Origin of the sequence: Halogeometricum rufum (assembly GCF_900112175.1) — an archaeon.
Taxonomy (GTDB): Archaea; Halobacteriota; Halobacteria; order Halobacteriales; family Haloferacaceae; genus Halogeometricum; species Halogeometricum rufum.
This window is the reverse complement of sequence record NZ_FOYT01000001.1, coordinates 707,521-731,122: the sequence shown is the minus strand read 5'-3', so window position 1 is coordinate 731,122 and position 23,602 is coordinate 707,521. Positions and strand designations below refer to the sequence as shown.

The 23,602-nt window shown below is 69.8% G+C and carries 20 protein-coding genes; 13 read left to right on the top strand and 7 right to left on the bottom strand.

What is annotated here, in order from left to right; translation table 11 throughout:
- Window positions 1-81 precede the first annotated feature (81 nt).
- The 3 genes from BM310_RS03800 to mutS all read left to right on the top strand — a co-directional run bounded on the left by BM310_RS03800 (window position 82) and on the right by mutS (window position 5,149).
- Window positions 82-1,734 carry an NADH-quinone oxidoreductase subunit D gene (locus tag BM310_RS03800; protein ID WP_089804768.1) on the top strand — a complete coding sequence of 551 codons (1,653 nt, stop codon included), beginning with the start codon at window positions 82-84 and terminating at the stop codon, window positions 1,732-1,734.
- Window positions 1,735-1,852: 118 nt separating this feature from the next.
- The gene (locus BM310_RS03795; RefSeq protein ID WP_089804766.1) at window positions 1,853-2,167 is read left to right on the top strand and encodes a hypothetical protein; all 315 of its coding nucleotides are present in this window, start codon (window positions 1,853-1,855) and stop codon (window positions 2,165-2,167) included.
- Between the two features lie 237 nt (window positions 2,168-2,404).
- Entirely contained in the window at window positions 2,405-5,149 is a 2,745-nt protein-coding gene (mutS, locus tag BM310_RS03790; protein WP_089804764.1) for a DNA mismatch repair protein MutS, read from the top strand.
- Window positions 5,150-5,155: 6 nt separating this feature from the next.
- Here mutS and BM310_RS03785 read toward each other — a convergent pair whose 3' ends face one another.
- Together BM310_RS03785 and BM310_RS03780 are read right to left on the bottom strand one after the other, a co-directional pair.
- Window positions 5,156-6,094 carry a Gfo/Idh/MocA family protein gene (locus tag BM310_RS03785; protein ID WP_089804763.1) on the bottom strand — a complete coding sequence of 313 codons (939 nt, stop codon included), beginning with the start codon at window positions 6,092-6,094 and terminating at the stop codon, window positions 5,156-5,158.
- Between the two features lie 62 nt (window positions 6,095-6,156).
- On the bottom strand, window positions 6,157-8,115 hold the full coding sequence (locus tag BM310_RS03780) for an ABC transporter ATP-binding protein (RefSeq protein ID WP_089804761.1): 1,959 nt from the start codon (window positions 8,113-8,115) through the stop codon (window positions 6,157-6,159).
- 167 nt (window positions 8,116-8,282) lie between these two features.
- On the opposite strand from BM310_RS03780, the gene BM310_RS03775 reads away from it, so the two are divergent.
- The 4 genes from BM310_RS03775 to BM310_RS03760 all read left to right on the top strand — a co-directional run bounded on the left by BM310_RS03775 (window position 8,283) and on the right by BM310_RS03760 (window position 13,555).
- Window positions 8,283-8,687 (top strand): NUDIX hydrolase, encoded by a 405-nt coding sequence (locus BM310_RS03775; RefSeq protein WP_089804759.1) that lies wholly within the window; start codon window positions 8,283-8,285, stop codon window positions 8,685-8,687.
- On the top strand, window positions 8,684-11,020 hold the full coding sequence (gene mutL, locus BM310_RS03770; protein ID WP_089804757.1) for a DNA mismatch repair endonuclease MutL: 2,337 nt from the start codon (window positions 8,684-8,686) through the stop codon (window positions 11,018-11,020). Before BM310_RS03775 ends, mutL begins: the two co-directional genes overlap by 4 nt.
- Before the next feature lie 87 nt (window positions 11,021-11,107).
- On the top strand, window positions 11,108-12,067 hold the full coding sequence (gene kdgK1 / locus BM310_RS03765) for a bifunctional 2-dehydro-3-deoxygluconokinase/2-dehydro-3-deoxygalactonokinase (protein WP_089804755.1): 960 nt from the start codon (window positions 11,108-11,110) through the stop codon (window positions 12,065-12,067).
- A gap of 84 nt (window positions 12,068-12,151) precedes the next feature.
- A complete protein-coding gene (locus BM310_RS03760) occupies window positions 12,152-13,555 on the top strand; it encodes a dihydrolipoyl dehydrogenase family protein (protein ID WP_089804753.1) in 1,404 nt (467 codons plus the stop codon).
- Here BM310_RS03760 and BM310_RS03755 read toward each other — a convergent pair.
- A complete protein-coding gene (locus tag BM310_RS03755; protein ID WP_089806994.1) occupies window positions 13,523-14,707 on the bottom strand; it encodes a sensor histidine kinase in 1,185 nt (394 codons plus the stop codon). The genes BM310_RS03760 and BM310_RS03755 overlap by 33 nt on opposite strands.
- A 141-nt stretch (window positions 14,708-14,848) precedes the next feature.
- Here BM310_RS03755 and arcD point away from each other — a divergent pair, with 141 nt between their 5' ends.
- Entirely contained in the window at window positions 14,849-16,327 is a 1,479-nt protein-coding gene (gene arcD / locus BM310_RS03750) for an arginine/ornithine antiporter ArcD (RefSeq protein ID WP_089804751.1), read from the top strand.
- A 40-nt stretch (window positions 16,328-16,367) separates the two neighbouring features.
- On the opposite strand, the gene BM310_RS03745 is transcribed toward arcD, so the two are convergent.
- On the bottom strand, window positions 16,368-16,829 hold the full coding sequence (locus BM310_RS03745; RefSeq protein ID WP_089804749.1) for a phosphate-starvation-inducible PsiE family protein: 462 nt from the start codon (window positions 16,827-16,829) through the stop codon (window positions 16,368-16,370).
- 95 nt (window positions 16,830-16,924) lie between these two features.
- Here BM310_RS03745 and BM310_RS03740 point away from each other — a divergent pair, with 95 nt between their 5' ends.
- The gene (locus BM310_RS03740; RefSeq protein WP_089804747.1) at window positions 16,925-17,584 is read left to right on the top strand and encodes a DUF6663 family protein; all 660 of its coding nucleotides are present in this window, start codon (window positions 16,925-16,927) and stop codon (window positions 17,582-17,584) included.
- Window positions 17,585-17,617: 33 nt separating this feature from the next.
- Here BM310_RS03740 and BM310_RS03735 read toward each other — a convergent pair whose 3' ends face one another.
- Window positions 17,618-18,598 carry a C-terminal binding protein gene (locus BM310_RS03735; RefSeq protein WP_089804745.1) on the bottom strand — a complete coding sequence of 327 codons (981 nt, stop codon included), beginning with the start codon at window positions 18,596-18,598 and terminating at the stop codon, window positions 17,618-17,620.
- Between the two features lie 244 nt (window positions 18,599-18,842).
- On the opposite strand from BM310_RS03735, the gene BM310_RS03730 reads away from it, so the two are divergent.
- From BM310_RS03730 to BM310_RS03720, 3 genes are all read left to right on the top strand, one after another.
- Window positions 18,843-19,271 carry a CopG family ribbon-helix-helix protein gene (locus tag BM310_RS03730; RefSeq protein ID WP_089804743.1) on the top strand — a complete coding sequence of 143 codons (429 nt, stop codon included), beginning with the start codon at window positions 18,843-18,845 and terminating at the stop codon, window positions 19,269-19,271.
- Window positions 19,272-19,365: 94 nt separating this feature from the next.
- Entirely contained in the window at window positions 19,366-20,463 is a 1,098-nt protein-coding gene (locus tag BM310_RS03725; RefSeq protein WP_089804741.1) for a hybrid sensor histidine kinase/response regulator, read from the top strand.
- Window positions 20,464-20,747: 284 nt separating this feature from the next.
- Window positions 20,748-21,578: a winged helix-turn-helix transcriptional regulator gene (locus tag BM310_RS03720; protein WP_089804739.1), complete on the top strand. Its 831-nt coding sequence runs from the start codon at window positions 20,748-20,750 to the stop codon at window positions 21,576-21,578.
- 19 nt (window positions 21,579-21,597) lie between these two features.
- Here the strand turns inward: BM310_RS03720 and BM310_RS03715 are convergent, their stop codons facing one another.
- Both BM310_RS03715 and BM310_RS03710 read right to left on the bottom strand, forming a co-directional pair.
- The gene (locus BM310_RS03715; RefSeq protein ID WP_089804738.1) at window positions 21,598-22,005 is read right to left on the bottom strand and encodes a DUF7575 domain-containing protein; all 408 of its coding nucleotides are present in this window, start codon (window positions 22,003-22,005) and stop codon (window positions 21,598-21,600) included.
- Between the two features lie 119 nt (window positions 22,006-22,124).
- Window positions 22,125-22,325, bottom strand: a complete 201-nt coding sequence (locus tag BM310_RS03710) for a hypothetical protein (protein WP_089804736.1) — start codon at window positions 22,323-22,325, stop codon at window positions 22,125-22,127.
- A gap of 94 nt (window positions 22,326-22,419) precedes the next feature.
- Here BM310_RS03710 and BM310_RS03705 point away from each other — a divergent pair, with 94 nt between their 5' ends.
- The gene (locus BM310_RS03705) at window positions 22,420-23,472 is read left to right on the top strand and encodes an iron transporter (protein WP_089804734.1); all 1,053 of its coding nucleotides are present in this window, start codon (window positions 22,420-22,422) and stop codon (window positions 23,470-23,472) included.
- Window positions 23,473-23,602 lie beyond the last annotated feature (130 nt).

The window sequence follows — 23,602 nt, the reverse complement described above, 5'->3', positions numbered from 1 at the left end:
GGTGACTCCGGAACCGGCGCACAAAAAGGGACCTCACGATTGCGGCAGAAGGGCGAGGCGGTGTCGCGCCGATGTCGAGATATGAGTCTTGACACGCGGTCCGCCGACCGCGCCGAAGTCGAGGCGGCGGGCGGAGTTCACGCGCTTCTCTCGGACCTGGCGTACCGCCGGGACGACCACGTCAACGCCCCCGGGTTCGTCGTCCGCCCGGACGACGTGCAGGCGACGCTGACGCGACTTCGCGACGACGCGGGCTTCGACCACCTGTCGTGCGTCACGGCGCAGGAGTACGCGGACAGATACGAGACGGTGTATCACCTGAAGTCGTACGACGACCCGACCCGAGAGGTGAGCGTCGTCGTCCCCCTGCCCGCTGACGCCCCCGTGAGCGAGTCCGCCGCTCCCGTCTTCCCGACGGCGGGATGGCACGAACGCGAGGCGTACGACCTCGTCGGCGTCCGGTACGAGGACCACCCGGACCTCCGCCGCATCCTCCTCCCCGAGACGTGGCAGGGTCACCCGCTCTCGCGCGGGTACGACCGAGACCGCCCGCAGGTCGTCTCGTTCAGCGAACACGCGAATCCGGTCGAGGACGACGGTCGGGAGGGCGACACGCTGTTTCTCAACGTCGGGCCGCATCACCCCGCGACCCACGGCGTCCTCCACCTGGAGGTGACGCTGGACGGCGAGCAAGTCGTCGACGTGGAACCGGACCTCGGGTACATCCACCGCTGTGAGGAGCAGATGTGCCAGTCGAAGACGTACCGCCACCAGATAATGCCGTACCCCGACCGCTGGGACTGGAGCGGCGCGGGCCTGTTGAACGAGTGGGCGTACGCCCGGGTCGCCGAAACGCTCGCCGACGTCGACGTTCCCGAGTACGCACAGGTCGTCCGGACGATGGTAGCCGAACTGTCGCGGATGCTCGCGCACTTTCTCGCCGTCGGCGCGTACGCCCTGGACGTCAGCGGCGAGTTCACCGCGACGTTCATGTACGCGATTCGAGACAGAGAGAAGTTACAGGACATCCTGGAGGACGTGACCGGCCAGCGACTGATGTTCAACTACTTCCGCCTCGGCGGCGTCGTCTGGGACCTGCCCGAACCGCGCGAGGAGTTCTTCGAGAAGGTGCACGCCTTCGTCGACGGCCTGCCGGCGAAGTTAGAGGAGTACCACGACCTGTTGACGGCCAACGAGATATTTCAGGTCCGGACCGTCGACACCGGCCACCTGCCCCCGGACGTGGCGAAGGCCTACGGCTGTACGGGTCCCGTGGCGCGCGGGTCGGGCGTCGACTACGACCTGCGGCGGGACGACCCGTACGGCTACTACGACGAACTCGACTGGAACGTCGTCACCGAGGACGGCTGTGACAACTTCAGCCGTCTGCTCGTCCGCCTCCGCGAGATAGAGGAGTCCGCGCGCATCGTCGAACAGTGCGCCGACCTGCTCGAAGACTGGCCCGAGGACGAGCGGACCATCCAGTCGAACGTGCCCCGGACGATACGTCCCGAGGACGACACCGAGGTGTTCCGAGCGGTCGAAGCCGCGAAGGGCGAACTCGGCATCTACGTCCGCTCGGACGGCACCGAGACGCCCGCGCGGTTCAAGATTCGCGGGCCGTCGTTCTCGCACCTGCAGGCGCTCCCCGAGATGGCGCGCGGCGAGTACGTACCGGACCTGATAGCCACGCTCGGGAGTCTCGACACCATCATGGGCGAGGTGGACCGCTGAACGGTCTCCGAGTCGACGCACCCGAACGGGGGTGCGGTGCGCGCGGCGACCGTCGCCGATTCTCGGACGGCGAGAACCGGTTACGGCCGTTTTCTCCGCGGGACGCGTCGTCTCACACATGGAGCTAGACACGACATCGACGGCGGGGGTGGACGACGCCGAGGAGACGCAGGTGTGGATGGTCGAGCGGACGTACTCGGCGGACTCGCCGAACATCCTCGTCGTCGTCTACGCGACGCTGGACGGCGCGCGGTACCTCCAGAAGGAGTGGGCGTTCAACCGCTACGGCAGCAGTCCCGGACCGACCGTCACCGCCGCCCGGGACGTGGCGACGGCGCGGTTGTCGACGGTCGATGACCCCGAGACGGTCGAACGCTACCGCACGGAAGCCGAACGGATGCGAGAGCGACACGACCCCGACGACACGGTCTGACGCGTCGCTCGGCGGATGGCGAACCGGCGGCACCGGAGTCGAGTCGACGATGCGCGTCTCCGCGGACGGGGGTGCCGCACTCCGCGTGGTCGCCCGCGGCGTCGGTCAGGTCACGGCGAGTCTGGCCGCCACTTCCCACTTGAACGTTCGGCCGTCCGGTGCCGACGACGGAGGGCCCCGAGAAGCCCGACCGGGGAGACCACAGCGTTTTATCGGCCGGACGGCCGAGGTAGGAGTATGACCTCGCAGGGAATCGTCGGGGAATTTCTCTCTTTGAAGTCCGAGACGGACGCGGACGTGCTGACGATGCAGTGCGGCGACTTCTACGAGTTCTTCGGAGACGACGCGGAGTTCGTCGCCGACGAACTCGACCTGAAGGTGTCGCAGAAGTCCTCGCACGGGTCGTCGTATCCGATGGCCGGCGTCCCGGTGGACGACCTCACGCCGTACCTGAAGACCCTCGTCGAACGCGGCTACCGCGTCGCCGTCGCCGACCAGTTCGAGGGCGACGACGGCCACTACCGGGAGATTACGCGCGTCGCCACGCCCGGCACCCTCCTGGAGACGACGGACGCCGACGCCCGCTACATCGCCGCCGTCGTTGCGCCCGAGGACGCCGCGGGGGTCGGACTGGCGTTCGCCGACGTGACGACCGGTCAGTTCTTCGTCACCGAGACGGCCGACGTCGACGCCGCCCACTCGGAGCTGTACCGTTTCGCACCCGTCGAGATACTCCCCGGGCCGGCGGTCCGCAGCGACGACGACTTCCTCTCGCGCCTGCGGCAGGAGACGGACGCGTCGCTGTCGCTGTTCGAGGCCGAGGCGTTCGCGCCCGGCCGGTCGAAACACGTCGTCCGCGAGCAGTTCGGGCGCGAGACGATGGAGAGCGTCGGGCTGGATTCGGACCTGGCGATTCGCGCGGCGGGCGCGGTCCTCCGGTACGTCGAGGAGACGGGGGCGGGCGTCCTCCAGTCGCTGACGCGCCTGCAGACGTACGAGACGAACGACCACCTCGAACTCGACGCGACGACCCAGCGGAACCTCGAACTGACGGAGACGATGCACGGCGAGACGGAGGGAACGCTGGTCGACGCCGTCGACCACACCGTGACGAGTCCGGGCGGCCGACTCCTTCGGGAGTGGATGACGCGCCCTCGCCGTGACCGCGAGGAACTCGAACGCCGCCTCGACGCCGTCGACGCGTTGGCCCGGGAGGCGCTCTCGCGCGAGCGAGTGCGCGACGCGCTCGACGACGTGTACGACCTCGAACGCCTCGCCGCCCGCGCCGCCTCCGGGAGCGCCGGCGCCTCGGACCTGCTGTCGGTGCGCGACACGCTCTCGGTCCTCCCGGCCGTCGCGGAGGCCGTCGAGGAGAGTCCGCTGGCGGACTCGCCGGTGGCGGACGTGGTGGCCGGACCGGACCGCGAGGCGGCCGCGGCCCTCCGCGACGAGTTGGCCGACGCACTCGCCGACGACCCGCCGAAGACGGTGCGGCAGGGCGGGCTGTTTCGGAAGGGCTACGACGACGAACTCGACGAACTCGTCGACCGCCACGAGGCGGCCGAGGAGTGGATAGACACGCTCGCGGAGCGCGAGAAGCGCCAGTACGGGCTCTCGCACGTCACGGTGGACCGGAACAAGACGGACGGCCACTACATCCAGGTGGGCAAGTCCGTCGCCGACCAGGTGCCCGAACACTACCGCGAGATAAAGACGCTGAAGAACTCGAAGCGGTTCGTCACCGAGGAGTTAGAGGAACGGGAGCGCGAGATTCTCCGGCTGGAGGAGGCCCGCGGCGAACTGGAGTACGACCTGTTCTGCGAACTCCGCGAACGCGTCGCCGAACGCGCCGAACTCCTGCAGGACGTCGGGCGCGCCCTCGCCGAGGTGGACGTGCTGGCCTCCCTCGCCGCGCACGCCGCCGGCAACGACTGGACGCGCCCGACGCTGGCCGAACCCGGTCCCGTCCGCATCGAGGCGGGCCGGCACCCGGTGGTGGAGCGAACGACCGAGTTCGTCCCGAACGACCTGTTCATGGACCGCGAGCGGGGCTTTCTCATCGTCACCGGGCCGAACATGAGCGGGAAGTCCACGTACATGCGACAGGCCGCGCTCATCGTCCTCCTCGCGCAGGTGGGGAGCTTCGTCCCCGCTCGCGCGGCCGAAATCGGCGTCGTCGACGGCATCTACACCCGCGTCGGCGCGCTGGACGAACTCGCGCAGGGCCGGTCGACGTTCATGGTGGAGATGCAGGAGCTTTCGAACATCCTCCACTCGGCCACCGAGGACTCGCTGGTCGTCCTCGACGAGGTGGGCCGCGGGACGGCCACCTACGACGGCATCTCCATCGCGTGGGCGGCGACGGAGTACCTGCACAACGAGATTCGCGCGAAGACGCTCTTCGCGACGCACTACCACGAACTCACCTCGCTGGCGGACCACCTCGACCGGGTGGCGAACGTCCACGTCGCGGCGGAGGAACGCGACGGCGACGTGACGTTCCTCCGAACCGTCCAGGACGGTCCGACCGACCGGTCCTACGGCATCCACGTCGCCGACCTGGCGGGCGTGCCGGAACCGGTCGTCTCCCGCGCCGGCGACGTACTGGAGAGACTGCGCGCGGAGAAAGCCATCGAGGCGAGAGGCGGCGGCAGCGACGGCCCCGTGCAGGCCGTGTTCGACCTGTCGTCCGGGCAGTTCAGTTCCGGCGCGACGGACGACGGCGCGGCCGGGACGGCGGCCGACGACCGGCGCGAGAACGGCACCGCCGCCGTCCAGCAGACGCGCCGGGCGGCGAACGGCGGAACCGAGGCCGTCGGGGGTGCCGACTCCGGCGACGCCGGCGACGACGAGACGGCGATAGACCCCGAACTGGCGGCCGTCGCCGACGAACTCCGCGAGACGGACGTGAACTCGCAGTCGCCGCTGGACGTCGTGCAACGGGTGCAGGAGTGGCAGGAGCGCCTCGCTGAAGACGAGTAGCGCGCCTCAGGCGACGGCGAGGCCGTCGGTGGCGTCCAGCGTGAGTTCGAACGTTCGGAGCGCGTCTGCGTACGGCGACCGGGGGAGGGAGGGGTCGTCCGTCTCGACGGCCGTCACGAACGCGTCCAGTTCCTTCTCGTAGGGGCGGTCGTCGCCCTCGACGTGGACCGACTCGCCGTCGACCGTTCCGTCGAGCGTGTGCGAGACGAGGTCGAGTTCGAGCCGACAGTCCTCGGCGACGAGTTCGAGGCTCACGTCCTTCTCGGGCGAGGCGGACGTCGACGTGACGTGGCTGACGACGCCGGAGTCGTGCCGCATCGCCACCACCGAGGAGTCGGCGAAGTCCACGTCGTCGACGACGCGATGCCCGCCGACGGCGGCGACGTCGGCCGCTTCCCCCGCGAAGTCGCGCACGAGGTCGAACACGTGCGCCGACTGTTCGACCAGTTGGCCGCCGGACTCGGCCTCCCGGCTCCACCACGGGAGCGGCGAGACGGCGTCGACCCACCGCCCTTCGACCTGCGCGAGGGTGCGGTCGGCGAGCAGTTCGTGCGCCCGTTCGACGACGTCGGCGTACCGGAACTGGTGGCCGACCTGCGTGACGAGGTCGTTCGCCGCGACGGCGTCGCGTCGCTCTCGGGCGGCCTCGCGGGAGAGACCGAGCGGTTTCTCGACGAAGAAGTCGACGCCGCGTTCGGCGGCCCGCAGTTCGTAGTCGTCGTGCGCGAACGGCGGGACCGTGACGAGGACGGCGTCGAGGTCCGCCGCGTCGAACAGCGTCTCCGCGTCGGGGTACGCCGTCGCGCCGTGCGCCTCGGCCAGTTCCCGGGCACTCTCCTCGGACCGCGAGCAGACGCCCGCGAGTCGGGCGCCGACCGCGTCGAAGTTGTCCGTGTGTCGCTCCGCCATCCCGCCCGCGCCGATGACGCCGATGTCGACGGTCATACTCGTCGTTGCGGAGTGACGGCAATCAAAGCGATGCCCGGCGGCGAGTGACCGGCGGCGCGTCAGTCGTCGGCTGGCGGGGCCTCTTCGTCGGCCTGTCCGTGCCAGAGGTCGGCGTACGACCCGCCGGCGGCGACGAGTTCGTCGTGCGAACCGCGCTCCGCGATGCGGCCCTCGTCCATGACGACCACTTCGTCGGCGTCGCGGATGGTCGACAGGCGGTGCGCGATGACGAACGCGGTGCGCTCCTCGACCAGCCTGTCGAGGCTCTGCTGGATGAGTTCCTCCGTCTCCGTGTCCACGTCGGAGGTTGCCTCGTCGAAGATGATGACCGCGGGGTCGTTCAGCAGGGCGCGGGCGATGGCGATGCGCTGGCGCTGACCGCCCGAGAGCTTCACGCCCCGCTCGCCGACCCGGGTGTCGTAGCCGTCGGGGAGTTCGCGGACGAACTCGTCGGCCTCGGCGGCTTTCGCGACTTCGACCACGCGCTCGCGGGCGGTCCGACCGTCGTGCCCGTCACCGCTCGCGTCGTCGGCGCGCCCGTCGCCGGTGCCCTCGTCGTCGTACCACTCGGCTTCGAGCGCCTCGCGGTCGCCGTAGGCGATGTTCTCGGCGACCGTCCCCGAGAACAGGTACGGGCTCTGCTCGACGATGGCAACCTCGTCGCGAAGCGCCTGTAGGTCGTAGTCGCGCACGTCGACGCCGTCGACGCGGACGGCTCCGTCGTCTACGTCGTGGAACCGGGCGACCAGTTTCAGAAGCGTCGACTTCCCCGCGCCGGTCGCCCCGGCGAGTCCGACGGTCGACCCCGCGGGCACGTCCAGCGAGACGTTCCGGACGACCGGTTCGCGGTCGCCGTAGGAGAACGTCACGTCGTCGAAGCACACGTCGCCGTCGACCGTCTCGGGCCGGTGTGCCGGCGTCGGGCTGGTTATCTCCGGGTCGCGGCCGAGGAGCCCGAACACGCGTTCGGCGCTGGACATCGCAAGCTGGTACTTGTTCGCGGACTTGCCGACGCGGCGCATCGGCGAGTAGAGCCGGCGGAGCAGGAGGAAGAAGAGTGTGAACCCGCCCAGCGTCAGCGCGCCGTTCTCGCCGGGGGTGCCGGCGATGATGTCGGTGCCGCCGACGTACAGCACGGCGACGAAGACGACGCCGGTGAGCATCCTGAGCGCCGCGAAGAACCCCCGGCGGATGCGGAGCGCGGCCACTTTCTCGTCGTGGTACGCCTCGCTCTGTTCGGCGACCCGGTCGCGCTCAAAGCCGTAGCGGTCGAACGACTTGATGACGGCCGCGCCCCCGAGGTTGTTCTCGAGTCGGGTGTTCAGTCGTGCGACCGTCTCGCGGATGGACTTGTACCGCGGTTCGATCCACGTGAGGAACTGCCCGCTGGCCAGCCCGATTATCGGCACCGGAGCCAGCGCGACGAGGGCGAGTTTCGGCGAGTACGTCCACAGGATGACGCCGATGCCGCCGACGGTGGCGACGACGCGGATGAACTGGCGGAACTCGGTGTTGAGGAACTGCTCCAGCCGGTTGATGTCGCTGTTGAGGATGGACATCAGCCCGCCCGTCTGGTGGTCGGCGAAGAAGGACATCGAGAGGCGTTGCAGGTGGTCGTACGTGTCGTCCCTGAGGTCGCGCTGAACCTTCTGTGCGGTCGCCTGTAGGAGGTAGCGCGAGACGAAGCGGGCGGCCGACCGGAGGAGGTACGCGAGGACGGCGATGAGGACGAGTTGTTCGAGGAGCGCGAGCCGCGCCGCCTGTCCCGCCACCCGTTCGGCCGGGAGCAGTCCCACGTCCGTCAACAGACCCGTCTCTCCCGACTGCCGGATGGCCCGGTCGATGGCGGCGGCGACGACGACCGGCGGGACGAGCCGGGCGAATCGGGTGAGGAAGGCGGCGGCCACGCCGAGCGTCAGCCGGACCCAGTACGTTCGGGCGTACGAGAGGAGGCTCACCATCGGATGGCCGTCGACGTTGTCGCGGACGTGTTCGAGGCCACCGTGGTCGTCTGCCATTACACACCCTATCGGACACGCGTTCAAGTATCCGATGACTGCGGGCGATATCGGGGTGAAACGCTCCGGTGGCGTCTCGGAGTGAGGGGTCGCAGTTCGCGCGTCGTGGCTGCGTCGGGCCGGGAACATGGCGAAGGTACAAGAGCCGCAACGCCAACTGTTGGACAATGACTGAGAAACCACTCCGGGCGACGGTGAGTCTCCGCGGCGTGCTGTTCGCGCCGAGCGGTGACGTACTCGTCGTACAGCGGACGACGGACGAAGGGTGGGAACTCCCCGGCGGCCGACTCGGGGCCGAAGAGGACGCCACCGAGGGCGTCCAGCGCGAGATAGTCGAGGAGACGGGACTGGCGGTCGACCTCGGCCACCCGATCCACGCCACCGCGTGGCGGAACGACGACGACAACGGGCGGTTCGGCGTCTACTACTACGGGCGGGTGACCGAGCGGGCGGTGTCGCTGAGCCACGAACACGTCGAGTACGAGTGGCTCCCGCCGGGGCGGGCCGAGCAACGGCTGAGCGGCCCGCAGGGGAGGGCGGTGAACAACGCGCGGGAGGTGCACGAGGAGTGAGCGGCGGCGACCGGCCGACGATCCGCGCCCTCGACGACCGGACGATACGCCAGATAGCCGCGGGCGAGGTGGTCGAACGACCCGCCTCCGTCGTCAAGGAACTCGTGGAGAACAGCCTCGACGCCGACGCGAACCGCGTCTCCGTCGCCGTCGACGCCGGCGGCACGGAGGGCGTCCGCGTCCGCGACGACGGCGTCGGCATGGACCGCGACGCCGTCCGGATGGCCGTCGACGAGCACACGACGAGCAAGATTTCCGACATCGAGGACTTAGAGGCCGGCGTCGGCACCCTCGGGTTCAGGGGCGAAGCGCTCCACACCATCGGGGCCGTCTCGCGCCTCACCGTCCGGTCGAAACCGCGGGGCGGCGACGAGGCGGGGACGGAACTCCGCGTCGAGGGCGGCGAGGTGACCGACGTGCGCCCCGCGGGGTGTCCCGAGGGCACCGTCGTCGAAGTCGACGACCTGTTCTTCAACACGCCGGCGCGCCGGAAGTTCCTGAAGACGACGGCGACGGAGTTCGACCACGTGAACACCGTCGTCACGCAGTACGCCCTCGCCAACCCCGACGTGGCAATCTCCTTAGAACACGACGACCGGGAGGTGTTCGCCACCGAGGGCCGCGGCAGTCTCGAAGCGACGGTGCTCTCGGTGTACGGCCGGGAAGTCGCGGAGTCGATGACCCGCGTCGACCACGAACCCGACGCCGGGGCCGTCGCGTCGGTCACCGGCCTCGTCAGCCACCCCGAGACGACCCGGAGCGCGCGGGACTACCTCTCGACGTTCGTCAACGACCGCTACGTGACCGCGCGCGTCCTCCGCGAGGCGGTCCTCGACGCCTACGGCGGCCAACTCGCCGCGGACCGCTACCCGTTCGCCGTCCTGTTCGTGGCGGTGCCGCCGGACGCCGTCGACGTGAACGTCCACCCCAGAAAGATGGAGGTCCGCTTCGACGACGAGAGCGGCGTGAAACGCGCCGTCGAGTCCGCCGTCGAGTCGGCCCTCCTCGACGAGGGGCTGATTCGCTCGTCGGCCCCGCGCGGTCGCTCCGCGCCCGACGAGGTGGACCCCGCGCCCGAGTCGCCGACGACGGAGGCCCGCGGCGGGAAGGGACACAGCCCGCAACCGTCCCGGTCGGCCGGCGGAGACGACGGCGGACCGGAGACCACGGGCCGAACGTCGTCCGAGTCGTCGTCGCCGACGGAGGCGACGGAAGGAACGGGGGCGTCGCCGGCAGAGAGGAGAGAGGCGACGGAGACGACCGGAGACGGCGACGACGCGGCGGCGGACCGTCCGGCGGACGACGCCTCGGGCGACGTGACCAGCGACGAGGCGTGGTCCGTCTCGGCGGGCCGGACGCGTTCGCGCCCCTCGCGCGCACCGGAGACGCCGAGCGGGAAGGCGGAGTCGGCCGACGACGGCGGCCCCGCCGACGGCGACGCGGACCGAGCGACGACGGACGCGCCGGGGCCGTCCGCGACCCGTGACTCGGGGACGGCCGGGGACGCGGGAACCGCGCGGGGTGCGGAACCGGCGCGGGACGCGGGGACGGCGGCGGCCGACCGAACCCAGTCGTCGCTGGGCGACGTGACCGACGGGTCGGCGGAGTCGGCGTCGGACGGAGCGCCGCGGGTCGAGGGGACTCGACGCCTCGGCGCGCCGACGGTTCAGCGCGACCTCGGCGGCGACGAGGCGACGCTCTCGCCGGCGTTCGACACGCTGCCGTCGATGCGCGTCCTCGGGCAACTGCAGGACACGTACATCGTCGCGGAGACGGCCGAGGGGATGGTGCTGGTCGACCAGCACGCGGCCGACGAACGGGTGAACTACGAGCGTCTGCAGGCGGAGTTAGCCGGCGACGTGACGACGCAGGCGCTGGCCGACCCCGTCGAGGTGGAACTCACCGCGCGCGAGGCGGCCCTGTTCGAGGAGTACCGCGACGCTCTCGCGCAGACGGGCTTTCACGCGGGACGGACCGACGAACGGACCGTCGAGGTGCGGAGCGTCCCGGCCGTGTTCGCCGAAGCGCTCCGACCCGAACTCCTGCGGGACGTACTCGCCGCGTTCGTCTCCGAGGGCGAGGACGGCGGCCACGAGACGGTGGACGCCGTCGCCGACGAACTCCTCGCGGACCTCGCGTGTTACCCGTCGGTGACGGGCAACACCTCGCTGACCGAGGGGTCGGTCGTGGACCTCCTGTCGGCGCTCGACGACTGCGAGAACCCGTACGCCTGCCCGCACGGCCGACCGGTCGTCGTCGAGTTCGACCGCGACGAGATAGCGGACCGGTTCGAACGGGACTACCCCGGCCACGGCGGCCGGCGGTCGGAGTAGTCGGGGTGACGACGGCCCGCCGCCGGTGTGAGCGGCGGCGATGGCGGACCGGCCGGACTTATATGCCGCCTCGAAGAACGGGCAGCCATGACCGACATCGTGACCTTCGGGGAGACGATGCTGCGCCTCTCGCCGCCGCGCGGCGACCGACTGGAACGCACCGGCGAACTCGACGTGCAGGCGGGCGGCGCGGAGAGCAACGTCGCCGTCGCCGCCGCGCGACTGGGGTGCGACGCCGTCTGGCTGTCGAAACTGCCGGACTCGCCGCTCGGTCGGCGCGTCGTCTCGGAACTGCGGAGCCACGGCGTCCGGACGGGCATCGCGTGGGACGACTCCGGGGAGACGCGGATGGGGACGTACTACCTCGAACACGGCGGCGACCCGCGCGGAACGAACGTCATCTACGACCGGTCGGGCGCCGCCGTCACGACGGCGAAACCGGACGAACTGCCGCGCGGCGCGGTTCGGAACGCCGAGGTGTTCTACACCAGCGGTATCACCCCCGCGCTCTCTTCGACGCTGGCGGAGACGACGGCGTCGCTCCTGGAGACGGCGCAGGACGCCGACACGACCACCGCGTTCGACCTGAACTACCGGTCGAAACTGTGGACGCCCGAGGAAGCCGGCGAGAAGTACGAGTCGCTGTTCTCCCACGTCGACGTCCTCGTCGGGGCCGAACGCGACATCGAGGCCTGTCTCGGACGGAGCGGTGACCCGGCGGACGTGGCGCGGGAACTCGCCGACGAGTACGACTTCGAGACGGCCATCGTCACGCTGAGCGACGAGGGGTCGGTGGCGGTCCACGACGGCGAGGTGTACGAACAGGGCGTCTACGCCGCCGAGACGTTCGACGCCATCGGGACGGGCGACGCGTTCGTCGGCGGTTTCCTCGCGAACCGCCTCGACGGCGGCGACGTGCCCTCGTCGCTGGCCTACGGCGCCGCGACGGCGTCGCTGAAGCGGACCATCGACGGCGACCTGGCCGTCGTCACGCCCGAGGAAGTCGCCGCCGTCGTCGAAGAGGACGCCGACGCCATCTCGCGGTAGTCTCGCCCGCGGACCGTCGCTCGAACGCCCGCGTCGGACGTGGACGCCCGAACGCCTATTCTTCTCGCCGTACGCTACGGTAGTATGACACACGTCGTCATCGTCGGCGCCTACGGAAGCGCCGGCGTCGCCGCCGCGGAACGACTCGTCGAACACGTCGGCGACGAGATAGACCGCCTCACGCTCGTCGACGACGGGACGCCCGGCGGCGGCCTCTGCATCCTCCGCGGGTGCATGCCCTCGAAGGAGGTGCTGTCGGCCGCCGCGCACCGGTACCAGACCCGTCACGACCACCGTCTCGACGGCGACCCGCCGGAGATGGACCTCGACGCCGTCGTGGCGACGAAGGACGAACACACGTCGAACTTCGCCTCGCACCGACGCGCGGCGGTCCACCGGATGGACGGCCGCGGAGGCGTCGAGTTCCGCCACGAACGGGCGCGGTTCGTCGACGACGGAACGCTCCGAATCGGCGACGAACGGGTCGACGCCGACTACGTCGTCGTCGCCACCGGGTCGTCGGTGAACGTGCCCGACGTGGACGGCATCGACGGGGTCGACTACCTGACCAGCGCGGACGTGTTGGACGCGACGGCCCTCCCGGACTCGGGCGTCGTGATGGGGTTCGGCTACGTCGGCCTCGAACTCGTCCCCTACCTCGCGGAGGCGGGCGTGGACCTCACCGTCGTCGAACACGACGAACGTCCCCTCGACCAAGCCGACCCGGCGTACGGCGAGGAGATTCTGTCGCTGTACCGCGAGGAGTTCGGCGTCGAGATACGGACCGAGACTTGGGAGCGACGGGTCGAGTCCACCGACGACGGCGTGCGGATGCACGTCGAGGGACCGGACGGTGCGGACGAAATCGACGCCGAGCGACTGTTCCTGTTCACCGGACGGCGGCCCGCGGTAGACGGCCTCGGCCTCGCGGAGACGGGCGTCGACCCCGAGTCGGACGGCTGGGTCCGCGACACGATGCAGGCGCGCGACGACGACCGGGTGTACGTCGTCGGCGACGCGAACGGGCGAGAGCCAATCCTGCACGTCGCCAAAGAGCAGGGTGCGGTCGCCGCCGAGAACGTCCTCGCGGACGTGCGGGGCGATTCGCTCCGCGAGTACGACAACGTCCACCACCACGTCGTCTTCTCGGGGGCGAGCGTCTACCCGTACGCGCGCGTCGGACACTCGGAGGCGTCCGCCGAGGAGGCGGGTCTGGACTCCCACGTCGTCCACCGCGAGGCGTCCAGCGATGGCGTGTTCAAGACGAAGCTCACGCCCAGAGGGCGGGCCTCGCTCGTCGTCGCGACGGACGGCACCGTCCTCGGCTACCAGGGCCTGCACTACCACGCGGACGTGATGGCCAAGACGATGCAGGTGGTCGTCGAGGAGGAGATGGACGTGCGAGCGATACCGGACCGCGCGTACCACCCCACCACGCCGGAGATTCTCGACGGACTACTCCGGGCCGCCGCGGAGCGACTGGAGTGAGGGGCCCCAGCGGTCGGCGACGGGGGCGGCGTCGCGGGCCGCGTCGGTCGCCGCCGCCGGCGACGGTTCCACGCGCGGGAGGGCGACGGAGACGACGGTGCCGACCGCTCGGTCGCGCAGGTCGAGTCGCCCGCCCGCCTCGGTGACGGCCCACTCGACCACCCAGAGACCGAGGCCCTCCGAGTGGCGAAGCGGCGTCTCCGTCCCCGACTCGAAGACGGCGCGTTCGGACTCGGGGATGCCGGGGCCGTCGTCGGCGACGCGGAGGACGACGTGGTCCTCGGCGGTCCGGACGCCGACCGACACCATCGGTTCCTCCCGGTCGTTGTGGACGACGGCGTTCTCGACCAGCAAGTCGACGACGACGCCCACGAGGGGGACCGGACCGACCGGTGCCCGGTCGGGGACGTCCACCCGGACCTGCGCGTGGGGGTACTCTCGCTCGAACGCGTCGAGTCGGCGTTCGACGACGGCCGCGAGGTCCGTCCGCGTCTCGGCCGCCTCGTCGTCGAGGAGGCGTTCGAGGTGGCGCGCGCGTTCGCCCAGCGAGGTGAGTTCCTCGGCGGTCCGGCGAATCGTCTCGGCGCGCCCGGCCACCTCGGGGTCGTCGTCGGCTTCGAGGAGCGAGGCGTAGCCCTGGATAACGTTCATGTCGTTTCTGAGGTCGTGCCGCAACACCCGGTTCAGAACGCGGAGTCGCTGGTTCAGCAGTCCGACGCGCTGTCGCTCCCGTCGCAGGGTGGCGGCGATGCGCGACGCGCGTTCGTCGTAGACGCCGACGAGTGCGCCGCCCGCGGCGCCGCCGGTGGTCGCGTTCAGCACGAAGTGGACCCACTCCGGAAGCGCGACGCCGTTCGTGCGGAAGTACGCGACGGTCAGGAGGCCGACCAGCGTCAGGCCGGCGGCGCCGACGAGGGCCCACCGGCCGACGCCGCGGAGCGATTCGGGGCCCCAACGACGGCCCACGGCGACGCCGAGACCGAGGACGAACAGCGACGCCGCACTCGGCCCGAGGACGCTGAACAGGGCCGTGGGGAGACTGTCGTACATCGTGGCGTGGTCGACGGAGTGAGAGGCGTGCCAGAGAAGCGAGCCGCCGCCGAGGGCCCAGAGCCATCGACCGTCGCTGAGCCATCGGCGGAGAGACGTCATCTGATACGCGTTGTGGAACGTCATTATTCATGATACTTTCGTCTCCGCCGGCGTCCGCTGTGAGCCCTCCCCACGGTACCGAATGCCTATGACGCATCAAGGCGACGAATACAAATGCGCCAGTTGCATACTCGGCGCGTAATGGCGACACTCTCGTTCGACCCGTTGACGTACGAGGACATCCCGGAGGACGAGCGACCCTCGCTGTTGGCCGCGCTCGTCCCCGTGTTCGGGATGCTGCTGTTCCTCAGCGTCGGCGCCATCGCACTGGACCTGGACCCTCAGCTACCGCTGTTGGTCGGCATCGCGTTCACCGGCCTCGTCGGGCGGTACTGGTACGGCACGTCGTGGGCGACGATGTACGAGGGCATCGTGGACGGCCTTCGGATGGGCATGCAGGCGATACTCATCATCTTCGTCATCTACATGCTCATCTCGACGTGGACGGGCGCGGGGACGATTCCCTCGCTCATCTACTACGGGCTGGAGCTGCTGTCGCCGGCGATATTCCTCCCGGTGGCGACGGTGCTGGCGGCCGTCGTCGCCTTCTCCATCGGGTCGTCGTGGACGACGGCGGGGACGCTCGGCGTCGCGTTCATCGGCATCGGCGCGGGGCTCGGCATCCCCGAACCGATGACGGCGGGCGCGGTGCTGACGGGGGCGTACACCGGCGACAAGGTGTCGCCGCTGTCGGACACGACGAACCTCGCGGCGGCCGTGACGAACACCGACCTGATGACTCACGTCCGGACGATGCGCGTCGGCACGGGCATCGCGATGCTGATTTCGCTGGGGCTGTACACCTACCTCGGCCTCACCGCGACGGGGGCGATTCCCCCGGGGCGCGTCGCGGAGATTCAGTCGGCCATCACCGGCGCCTACACCGTCTCGCTGCTGACGTTCGCCCCCCTCGTCCTGACGTTCGGACTCGCGCTGTACGGCTACCCCGCCCTGCCGGCCATCACGTCCGGCGTGTTCGCGGGCGTGGCGACGCAGATTCTCGTGCAGGGGCCGCGCTCCGTTGAGGGCGTCGTCGCCGCGATGGAGGTGGCTCAGTCGGGGACGACGGCCGAGACGGGGCTGGAACTCGTCGACGGACTGCTGTCGTCGGGCGGCCTCGTCGGGTCGTCGTGGACCATCACCGTCGTCGTGGCCGCCCTCGCGCTGGGGGGCATCCTCGAACGGACGGGCGTGCTGGCCGTCGTCGCCTACCACATCGGCCAGTCGCTCCACAGCGTCGGGAGCCTCACCGCCGGGACGGCGCTGTCGGCGTTCGGCATGAACGTCCTCGCCGCCGAGCAGTACATGAGCATCGTCGTCCCCGGGATGAGCCTCCGCGGCCTCTACGACGACTTCGATTTGGACAGCAGGAACCTCTCGCGCGCCGTCGAGGCGTCCGGGACGACGACCAGCGCGCTCGTGCCGTGGAACGCGGGGGGCGTCTACATGGCGACGGTGCTGGGCGTGCCGACGCTGGAGTACGCGCCGTACTACTTCCTCGGCTTCCTTTCGCCGGCCATCCTCATCGTCATGGGCTACACCGGGTGGCGCGTCACGAAGCAGTCCGAGGACACGACGGTCGGTATCAAGGGCGCCGTCGAGTCGCTGGCCGACGACTGAGGACCGACCCCCGTGGCCGGACGGCCGGGCGCGAGCGCGGCTACTCGTCGCGCGACGAGGTCGAACCGGGGACCATCGGGCCGAGGTCCACCCGCCGGAGCACGAAGAACGCGAGGACGAGTACCGCGAGGAGGAGCGCGAACGACCCGGCAGCCACGAACGCCGCCTCCACGCTCTCGTACTCTCCCGGACGGAAACTGATGACTTTCCGCGCGATAGCGATGAGCGCGGCGTTGATGACGATACGCACGACGGGTTCGTTCCGGCTGGAGGCGACGACGGTCTGATACACCTCGACGATGATGAGGAGGACCAGGACCGTGTCGATGAGGTCGATGACCGCGTTCGGATCGGTGAAGTCCCCCGAAGCGACCAGTTCGTACAGCGACAGCGCGAGGTCGAAGACGCCGATGGCGAACAGGACGACGAGGAAGTACGCGGCGGCGAGTTCGAGCCACTGCATCACGGACTCCGAACGTTCGGCGTACGCTTCCAGACTCACACAGACGTGTTAGCGTCGTGAGAACAAAAGCGACGTACCCAACGCCGCGCCCGTCGAACCAGCCACCTTATTTCACCTCGGTCGCAACGTCGCCCATGGACCTGACCACGGAGGGGCGATACCGCGTCCTCGGACGGCCCCGGGAGCCCGACGAACTCCTCCTCGTCGAACTCCCGGCGGCGGGCGACGACGGGGACGCGGACCCCGAGGAGGCGTTCGCGCCGACGTACGTGGACGCGACGGGCTACGAGGGCGAACTCGCGGAGACGGTCGAGTCGGTCGCCGCGGGCAACGTCGTCGACGCCGACCTGACGTGGCACGACGGCGACCCGCGGTTCGACCGCCTCGCCGTCGTCGCCGAGACGACGTTCGCCTTCGCCGACGGCGTCACCGGCATGTTCGAGGCGGCCAAGAGCGCGTGGATGGTCGCCGAGGCGGAGAACGAGGCGATGAACGCCCGCGTCACGCGCGGCACCGACGGCGACCCGAACGGGGCGCTGTACGTCTTCGCCAAGCAATCCGGCGCGCGCGACCTGTTCGCGGAGTTCCGCGACGGCGTGCGCCCCCTCGACCCCCTCGTCAGCCGCGTCGAGACTGGCGAGAGCGACCGCGTCGAACTGCCGTCGGAGGCGGAGCAACCCCGCGCGGTGTTCGTGTTGCGACCGGCGGACGAACCGTTCCTCGCCGTCTACATCGTCTTCGACCGCGAGAGCGTGCTGGCGCAGACGGTGCGTGACACGTACGTACGGGACTGAAGAACCGCCCGTTTCCGGCTCCGAGACGCCGCCTCAGACCCAGTCGGGGTCCACGCGGTTCTCGGGGGTCTCGCCCCGCAACACCCGGCGCACGTCGGCGGCGGCCGTCTCGTTCACCTCGGCGCTGGCCTCCACGGAGTGCCACCCCGTGTGGGAGGTCACGACGACGTCCGCTCGGTCGCGAAGCGGCGAGTCGGCGGGGAGCGGTTCGGACTCGAACACGTCGAGGGCGGCGCAGTCGAGTTCGCCGGCGTCGAGCGCCGTCAGGAGGGCGTCCTCGTCGACGACGGCCCCTCGGCCGGTGTTGACCAGTACGGCGTCGTCGCGCATCCGGGCGAACGCCTCGGCGTCGAACATCCCCCGCGTCTCCGGCGTCGCGGGCGCGTTCACCGAGACGTAGTGCGACCGGTCCAGCAGCGTCTCGAAGTCCACGAGTTCGACGTCGACCGACAGGTCGTCGAGAGCGCCGTCGTCGAGGTAGGGGTCGAACGCGACGAGGTCGAGGCCGAACCCGCCGACCATCTCGGCGGCGCGGCGGGCGATTGCACCGAAGGAGACGAACCCGAGCGTCCGACCGCGGAGGCGGTGTATCTCGTTGGCGGTGGAGTCGGCCTCCGGCCACTCGCCGGCGCCGATGCGGCTATCGACCTCCGGGATGGCCCGGACGGCCGACAGGAGGAGGGCGACGCTGTGCGTCGCCACCTCGTCTGTGCAGTAGCCGGGGACGTTCGTGACGACGACGCCGTGTTCCTCCGCGGCGGCGACGTCGATGTTCTCGAACCCGACGGCGGCGCGGGCGACCACGGACAGGTCCAGACGCGCGAGTGCCTCCTCGGTGACGGGCGTCGCGATGTCGGTGATGAGGGCGTCGGCGTCCACCCGTTCGCAGGCGTCCACGAGACGGTCCGTCGAACCGAGGTCGGCCAGAGTGACCGCCGCGGTCCCGTCGAGCGTCCGTCGGAGTATCTCCGGCCGGACCATGTGGTAGTCGCTGGCGACGACTTGGTGTGGCATCTCGTCCGAGGGTTCGGACTCCTGACCCTTAGTCCTGATTTATATTCTGTGGTAGCGAGAAGAAAGGAACTGAAGCAGTCACGAACAAAACCATCTGCCGGAGAAAAGTTCAGAATCGTTCACGTCAGTTCGAGTGGAGCGTCCCCGAGAGCGTTCGGACCGAATCGACGGCGTACGAGACTCTCGCATCGTCGGGAGCGCTCGCGTAACAATCCTTAATATATTTGCGGCGTTGTTTTAATACATGACAGTCGTCAGCGTCTCCATGCCGGAGGAACTGTTGGAGCGAATCGACACGTTCGCCGACGAACACGGCTACACCGGGCGGAGCGAAGTCGTCCGCGAGGCGGCACGGAACCTCCTCGGGGAGTTCGAGGACAGGCGCCTCGAAGACCGCCGACTGATGGCCGTCGTCACCGTCATCTTCGACTACGAGACGACGAGCGTCGAGGAACGGATGATGAAACTCCGACACGAGTACGAGGGGTTCGTCGCCTCCAACTTCCACAGTCACGTCGGCGAGCACTACTGCATGGAACTGTTCGTCCTCGAGGGTCAACTGGAGGACATCTCCACGTTCGTCGGGAAGATTCGCGCGACGAAGGACACCCTCAGCGTGGACTACTCGGTGATGCCGGTGGACGACTTCACGGCGTTCGCCACGCACGACTGAGGCCGGCGCGTCGCCGCCGAGTCGGTTCGGCGCGGGCGCGACGTGTCACTCGCGGGTCGTGAGGACTTTTGTATCCCATCGAACTCTACCAGACATGGACAGACGGGTGCGAGTGCTGTTCGTGGAGGGGGACGAAGACCCGACGGCGGTGTCGCCGCACCGCCTCGAGTCGGGGGCGCGGGGAGTGGAAGTCGACGGCGTCGCCTCTCCGGCGGCGTCGGACCTCGACCCGGCGACGTACGACTGCGTGGTCTGCAACTACGCGTTGGCCGACGGCGACGGCGTCGGTGTGGTCTCGAAACTGCGTGACGCCCACCCGTCGCTACCGGTGGTCGTCTACACGGCCGTCGGCGACGAGGCGGTGGCGCGCGACGCCCTCCGCGCCGGCGCGTCGGACTACGTGGTCGGGGACGCGACAGGGGAGGAAGCGGGAACCGAGGAGACGACGCGGACGGCATCCGACGAGGCGGCGACGCTCGAACGGCGAGTCGTCGCGGCCGCGAACGCGGACGGCGCCGACCGAACCGGCGAGCGTGCCCGAACGGGCGGGTCGACGGCGGCGCAGTTGGAGACGCTCACGCGCGTCCTCACGCACGACATCCGCAACGACCTGTCGGTGGTCGTCGGGTGGGCGGACGTCCTGCGCGACGCCGTCGACGAGGACGACGAGGAGGTCCTCGACCGCATCCTCGACAACGGCCGGCAGACGCTGGAGTTGACCGACGTGGCCCGCGACGCGGTGGAGATAATCGTCGGCGACGGGACGGAGGAGGTAGAGCCGACCCGCCTCGAACCCGTCCTCCGCAGGACGGTCCAGACCCGACGCGAGACGTTCGGCGACGCGGTCGTCGAACTCGACGAGGTGCCGACGTGCCGCGTCGCCGCGAACTCGCTGCTCGAGTCGGTGTTCCGCAACCTCCTGAACGACGCCGTGGCGAACCACGCCGGGACGGACCCGGCGGTTCGCGTCGCCGGCGAACGCGACGGCGACATCGTTCGGGTCCGCATCGAGGGCGGGGCGACGGACCCCGACGGCCGACGGCGACGCGCACTCGGGGAGAGCGAACTGGACAGTCCCGCCACGGGAATCAGTCTGTTTCTCGTGAAGACGCTCGTCGACGCCTACGGCGGCGACGTCCGGGTCGAAGACGCCGACGCGACGGTGGTCGTCGAACTCCGCGCGACCGACTAACCTCCAAGTAAGTACCCACGCACTTCGGGGTTAGCCAAGAGTTTTTTATAGATACCGAGAACGTCGAGATGCCGACGACGCCGGTCCTGTGGGACTCGACCACACTGCGAAGCGTCACCACGTCGTCGGGCACGGTGGAGGCTTCGGCGCGACGGAGTCACGCGACCTCATCGACCCACCCCCCATCCATCCCCTTCCGTCCCGGTTCCGTCGCGCGTCACATTTCTTTCGACGCAGCCCACCGAGAGAAATCGTTATCAGGAGAGATACTGATAGACGGACGAATGACCGACCGGGACCCGTCGCTCCGCGCCGTCCTCGAGGGGGCGGCAGTCGTCGGCAAGAAGTGGCACCCGGCCGTCGTCTACTCGCTCGTCACCGACGGTCCGGCGGGCTTCTCCGACCTCGAACGGCGACTCGACGTGTCCGCGAAGGTGCTCAACGACGCGCTGGCGGACCTCGTCGACGACGGACTGGTCGAACGGCACGAACTGCAGACGAGTCCCCTCCGCGTCGAGTACACGCCGACGGCGGCGGGGCGCGAACTCGCGGCCGTGCTCTCGGACCTCGGCCGGTGGGCGGACCGGCACCGTGGCGACGGGTCGCCCGTCGTCCTCGTCGTGGACGACGACCCGCGCCTGACGGAGATGTACGCGTCGATGCTGTCGGGGTTCGAGGTCAGGGCGGCCAACGACGGCACCGAGGGACTGGCGGCGGTGGGCGAGGACGTGGACGTGGTCCTCCTCGACCGGAAGATGCCGGACGTCTCGGGCGAACACGTCGCGGAACGCATCGCAGACCAGTATCCGGAGATACGGGTCGCGCTCCTCGCGTCCGCCCGCCTCGACGAGGCGGCGCTGTCGGTGCCGTTCGACCGGTACGTCAGAAAGCCGGTGACGGCGACGGAGTTGGCCGAAGCGGTCGAAGACCTGTTGACGCCGCGGTCGGAGCAGGCCCGTCGATATCTCTCCGTCGTCGCGAAGATGACCGCGTTCCGGGGCGACACCGGGACGGAGGCCTACCGAGAACTGGAAGCGCGGCGCGAGCGACTGGCACGGGACCTGGACGACCCGGAGCGAATCGCCGCCGGGGCGGGTCTCCTCCCAGAGGAGTGAGTCGGCGGTCGCTCTCAGTTCACTCCGGAGCGTCGGCGACGCGGAACTCGTCGAGTTCGGCGGTACACCACGGACAGAAGTCGATGTCGCCGTCGAGTTCCTTCCCGCACTGCGGACAGTGCGTGATGGTTCCGTCGGGTTCGACGGCGCGGCGAGCGGCCTCGTTCTGGGCGCGAGCGACCAGATACGCGTCGAACGCGCTCGCGAGAACGATGGAGAGAACGGGGTACAGCGGTTCGACTGGGCCGGTCCCGTCGACGAACGCCTGCATCTCCGCCGGTTGAACGAGCAACACGGCGGCGGCGACGGCGACTGCCAACCACCCGAACGCCCGCTTCCACCGGCGGAGGTAGACGTGGCCGGCCCCCGTCGCGAGCGTCCCGAGGGCGGCAGCGAGCCACGGCCGTTTCCGTGAGTTCCGCTCCATGCTTCAACTGAACGTTCGGTCAGGATAACTCTTGGGGGCCGGCGAGCGTCGGCGAGACGGACGTTCGCGAGCGATTCGGTCGCGTTCGCCGGGCGAGTCGGACCGCCCGAGGGCGGCGGTTACCGCCGACCCTCTCGTGGGTTCGTCTCGCCCGCGAACCGGGCGAACGGGTAGACCAACGAGAGTGCGAGGAGGAGGAGGGACGCCGCTCCGAGCGACAGCAGGGGGCGTTCGGTCACCACGCCCACCCCGACGACGAGCAGCGCGAACCCCGCCGCCGCGAACTTCCAGTCGAGGGGCGACCGACTCTCTGCGTCCATACGGAGGCTCCGAGGCCGGTGGTCAAGAGTGTGTCCACCGCGGTTCGCCACGTACACCAGAAGGGGTATATCGCGCAACCGTCTGCGAACCTGCATGGACCGACGACGATTTCTCTCCGCCGCGGGAGCGGCCGGAGTCGGGAGTCTCGCCGGGTGCATCGGCGTTCCCGACCTGCTGGAACGGCGGAGCAGGGAACCGCCCGTCGTCGCCGACCGGCCGGCGGCCGTCTACGTCCCGACGCACGTGGATTCGATGGAGATGGCGGGAACGACGGCCGTCGGCGACCTGCGGGCCGCGGTGACGTACTCCTATCCGCACCGGTTCTGGGTCGTCGAGCGAGACGACGGCGCGTTCGTCACGAAGCGCGTCGCGGCGACGGCAGAGGACAGCGTCCACCTGATGGTGTCGGTGTGGGAACCCGAGACGGGACTGGTCGTCCCGAACACCGGACTGTCGGTCGCCATTCGTCGCGAGGGCGAACTCGTGAGTCAAGAAGTCGTCTACCCGATGCTCTCCCAGCGGATGGGCGTCCACTACGGCGCGAACTTTCCGCTCGACGGCGACGGGACGTACGAGGTAGAAGTCAGCGTCGGCGGCCTCGACGCGAACCGCTTCGGGTCGTTCGCGGGGCGGTTCGCGGACCCGGCGACCGGAACCGTCGCCTTGGAGTTCGCCACGCGGACGCTGAACGACATCACGTCGGAGTCGCTGGCGGACAGGCAGGGCGAACGCGGCGCGGTCAGACCGATGGAGATGGCGACGATTCCGGTCGGACGGGCCCCCGAAACCCTCCCCGGCGCGTCGCTGGGACGCGGTACCAGCGGCGACGCGGCGTTCCTCGGAAGCGTCGTCTCCGCCGACCGGTTCGGCGACGACCCGTACGTCGTCGTCTCCCCGCGGACGCCGCACAACGGACTGGTCCTCCCCGGCATGGCGCTGGAGGCGAGTATCGACGGCGGGGCGTCGTTCGACGGCCCGTTGGGCGCCGGACTGGACCCCGAGCTCGGGTTCCACTACGGGGCGCCGGCGCCCGGACTTGCGGACGGCGAGACGGCGGAACTGCGCGTCGAGACGCCGCCACAGGTCGCCCGCCACGAGGGGTACGAGACGGCGTTCCTCGACATGCCGACGGTGACGCTGGCGTAGTCGGCGCGGGTGGGACGGGCCCCGCATCGAGTCCGCGCCGAACGACGGCCCGGACGGCGGTCTGTCGGCGGGCGGAGCGAGTACCGTCGAGGGACCGCCGAAAACTGTTCGTTAATCCACACTCTTGAAA